The sequence below is a fragment of the Deltaproteobacteria bacterium GWC2_65_14 genome (assembly GCA_001797615.1).
Taxonomy (GTDB): Bacteria; Desulfobacterota; Deferrimicrobia; order Deferrimicrobiales; family Deferrimicrobiaceae; genus GWC2-65-14.
This window is the reverse complement of record MGPV01000044.1, coordinates 1326-4579: the sequence shown is the minus strand read 5'-3', so window position 1 is coordinate 4579 and position 3254 is coordinate 1326. Positions and strand designations below refer to the sequence as shown.

The 3254-nt window shown below is 68.2% G+C and carries 1 protein-coding gene and 2 pseudogenes (2 of these 3 cut by a window edge); all 3 read right to left on the bottom strand.

What is annotated here, in order from left to right; genetic code table 11:
• Positions 1-195 (bottom strand): annotated as a pseudogene (locus A2X88_05780) (hypothetical protein) (it extends 501 nt beyond the left edge of the window).
• Between the two features lie 367 nt (positions 196-562).
• Positions 563-1741, bottom strand: coding sequence for an aldolase (locus A2X88_05775; GenBank protein ID OGP33756.1), 1179 nt, complete (start codon positions 1739-1741; stop codon positions 563-565).
• Positions 1738-3254: pseudogene (locus A2X88_05770) on the bottom strand (aldehyde:ferredoxin oxidoreductase) (it continues 177 nt past the right edge of the window). Before A2X88_05770 ends, A2X88_05775 begins: the two are co-directional and overlap by 4 nt.

Here is a 3254-nt window from a genome sequence, read left to right as displayed (position 1 = left end):
CCGGTCCGCTTCCTCCCGGACCGCGTCGAGGGGAAGGCCTTCGGTCTTCACGAACCGGACGAACCCGAGCGTCTTGTTCAGGCTGCACAGCCCGATCAGAAGATGCTCCCGTTCGATGTTGGGATGCCTTGCGGCCGCCGCCTCGGATGCGGCGATCTGCCAGGCCAGCGCTGCCGCCGGGGAGAGTGTTGCCATCGGGATCTCCTCTATGTCAAGCGGGCCGTTCACTGCGGTGCGAAATCGGATCCAATGCTCCCGCCCGCACAGGAAGATTGTATTCCCCCGGGAAAAAACAGGTCAAGGGCGGATCCGGCTTCGTCCCCGTTCCCTGCTGCAGGGGAAAACGAAACGGCCCCGCGAGGAGGGACGCGGGACCGTCTGTTGGCCCGGAGTGAGGGGTCCTCCGGGGATCCTTTCCGTTTTCACGGAAATATGATGCCTTTTACAAAAGCAAGTTTCGTGCCCTTCGGCACACCCAAAAAACATTCTAAATCATGAAGGTTTGGCAACAAGGAGAGCCGAGGGTACCAGAATTGTGATCCGGGAAAACAAAAGTGTAACCTCATGCGCCGACGGAAGGGTACCGCGATCGCAGCCTCCGGAAATACTCTTCCCGGCAAAGGTTCTCCACATCCACCATCGCCCGGAACGCTTCCGCGAAATCCCGCTCTCCCGCCGCGAAGACCCCGTGCCCGTACACGATCGCTTTCCCGTGCGAGGCGATGACGGGGGGCACCCGCTTCGCCAGCCCGCCGGCGCCGATCTCCCCGGCCACGATCGGGATCTTCCCGAGGAACCGCACCTTGTCGCACTCCCTCCAGCAATCCTTCACCGGGCAGGACCGGTCGTCGCAGAACAGGCTCATCACCACGGCGAACCGGGGATGCCCGTGGAGAACCGTCCGCGCCCCGCAGGTCTCGTAGATCCGGCGGTGCGCCGGCAGCTCGCTCGACGCGGTGATCCCCGCCGTCCCTGTGGCCGCGATCGGCACCGGGTCGATGCATCCCCGCAGGGAGTCGAGGCTTGCGGCAGTCTGCGAGATGTAGATGACCCCGTCCGCGAAGCAGGAGATGTTCCCGAAATAGGAATCGACCAGCCCCCGCTCCACGGTGTAGCGCCCCACGGCGGCGATCTCCTCGAGGATCTCCCCGGGATCCGAGAGCGGTCCCTCCCGGAAGGAGAGCCCGTCGCAGGTCGGGGGGCGCAGCCAGGAACCGGCGAAGTCCGCGAAGGCCTCCTCCTCCCCGGGAAGGCGGAATCCCTCCGAAAGCAGGTCCTGCAGGTACTTCACGTACACCGCGTGGAAGATCGAGGAGTAGTGGATGTAGGCCTGCTCGACGGTGGCCGCCCCCACCGCCAGGATCCCCAACCCTTCCGCGATGACCCCCTTGCGCGCGGACAACATCCGGGCCAGCGCGGGAACCGGGTCCTCCCCGAGCTCCCCGCGGCGCAGGAACGGGATGTCGTGCAGGAACGTCCGCGTCTCGCTGTCCCGCGGGACGATGACGGACTCCCCGGGCGGCGCGCGGCGCGCCAGGAAATCGGCGAAAGGAAGCGAGGAGCGGGCGGCGAGGAGCCCGACGCAGGAGAGGCGCGAGAGGACCCGTTCCCCCAGCCGCGCCAGCCCCGGCTCTCCAGTCGCGATCGGGAGGTCGTCCTGCGCGAGGAAGGCGAAGCCGCCCGGCGCGGCCGACCGGTCGGAGAGCAGCCGGTCCGAATATTTCCGGATCTCCTCCCTCATGGCTGCCGGGAGAGGAATTCCGGGTCGTCGAAGGCGCCCCGGGAGTTCAGCCCGCGGATCCGGTAATACTTCCGCAGCTCCTCCCCGAACCGCGCCTCGTCGATCGGCGGAATCCCGATCCCCTCCCCTTCCGTCCCCGGCTCCCGGTAAAACCGATCCGGCAGGCGGTCGTCCTTTTCGTCGAATCCGTTCGCGCAGTTGTAGAACCGCTCCGTGAGGCAGATCCGCTCGCCGATCTCCTTGAGCGCCTGGGGGTCGTAGTCGACCCCGGTCGTGGCGGAGAGCAGCGCGGCAAACTCCTCCAGCGTCGCGCCGAAGAAGGAGAACTTGCAGGCCACCAGGGAGTCCACGGCGGCGTTCGTATCCTCGGCGATCTTGATGATGCGGGCCTTCCCCGAGAAGGAGAACCGGTCGATCGCCACCGGCTTCCGCAGGATCTCGAGCGAGATCGGATAGGCCCGCAGGTGGCACCCTCCCCGGTTGCTCGTGCAGTAGGCCAGCGCCATCCCGTAGGCCCCTCTCGGGTCGTAGGCGGGAAGCTCCAGCGACTTGACGCTCATCGAGAGGCCCGGAGTTCCCGCGGCCTCCGCATAGCGGCGCGACCCCAGGGAGAGCCGTTCCCCCTCCCCCCGCCGGTGGCCGATGTCGAGGAGAAGGGACTCCACCTCCTCCGCGGAAGGAAAGCGGCCCCGCGCCTCTCCCCAGGCGGAGAGGGTGGCGGCGGCCGAGATCGTGTCCATCCCGAGCTCGTTGCACAGCGTGTTCGACCGCACGATCGCCCGAAGGTCGTCGATCCCGTTCAGGGCGCCGAAGTGGGAGACGGTCTCGTACTCCGGGAGGCGGGTCCCGTCCGGCGCGCTCTTCTTGCACGCGATCGGGCAGCCGTAGCAGCCCTCCTTCTTCGCCGCGTAGGCCTTCCGGATGGCGGGGCCGTTGTAGGCCTCGGAGCGGGGGAAGACGGTCTTCCGGAAGTTCTCCGTGGGGGCCATCCGCCGCTGGCGCATCAGGTCCACCAGCGCCGGGGTGCCGTACTCGGCGATCCCGAACTCGCCGAAGATCACGGGGGAGGCCCGGTAGAGGCGTAACACATCCAGGCGGGCGGCGTCGAAGCGCTCCCGGTCGGCGATCCCCGTGGGCCGGTCCCCGTCCGCGGTCAGCGCCTTCACCCGCTTCGCCCCCAGGACCGCCCCCAGCCCCCCGCGGCCCACGGCGTTCCCTTCCCCCATCATGATGTTCGCGAACAGCACCCCCCGCTCCCCGGCGGGGCCGATGGCGGCGACGCTGCCGCGGGAAGAGAGCGCCTTCACCGTTTCCCCCACTCCCTTCCCCCACAAGGCCTCGGCGGGGACCAGCTCCCCCCCGGCGGGGGTGACCGCGATCGCAACCGGCCGGGGGCTTTTCCCGACGATCCGCACGGCGTCGAAGCCGGCCGCCTTCAGCCGCCAGGCGAACCGTCCCCCCGCGGAGCAGTCGTACACGGTGCCGGTCAACGGCGATCGGGAAACCACCGACA

What these genes read in the sequence shown, in the direction of transcription:
- A2X88_05775 (OGP33756.1), bottom strand. Translation starts at nt 1,741, where the DNA reads ATGAGGGAGGAGATCCGGAAATATTCGGACCGGCTGCTCTCCGACCGG.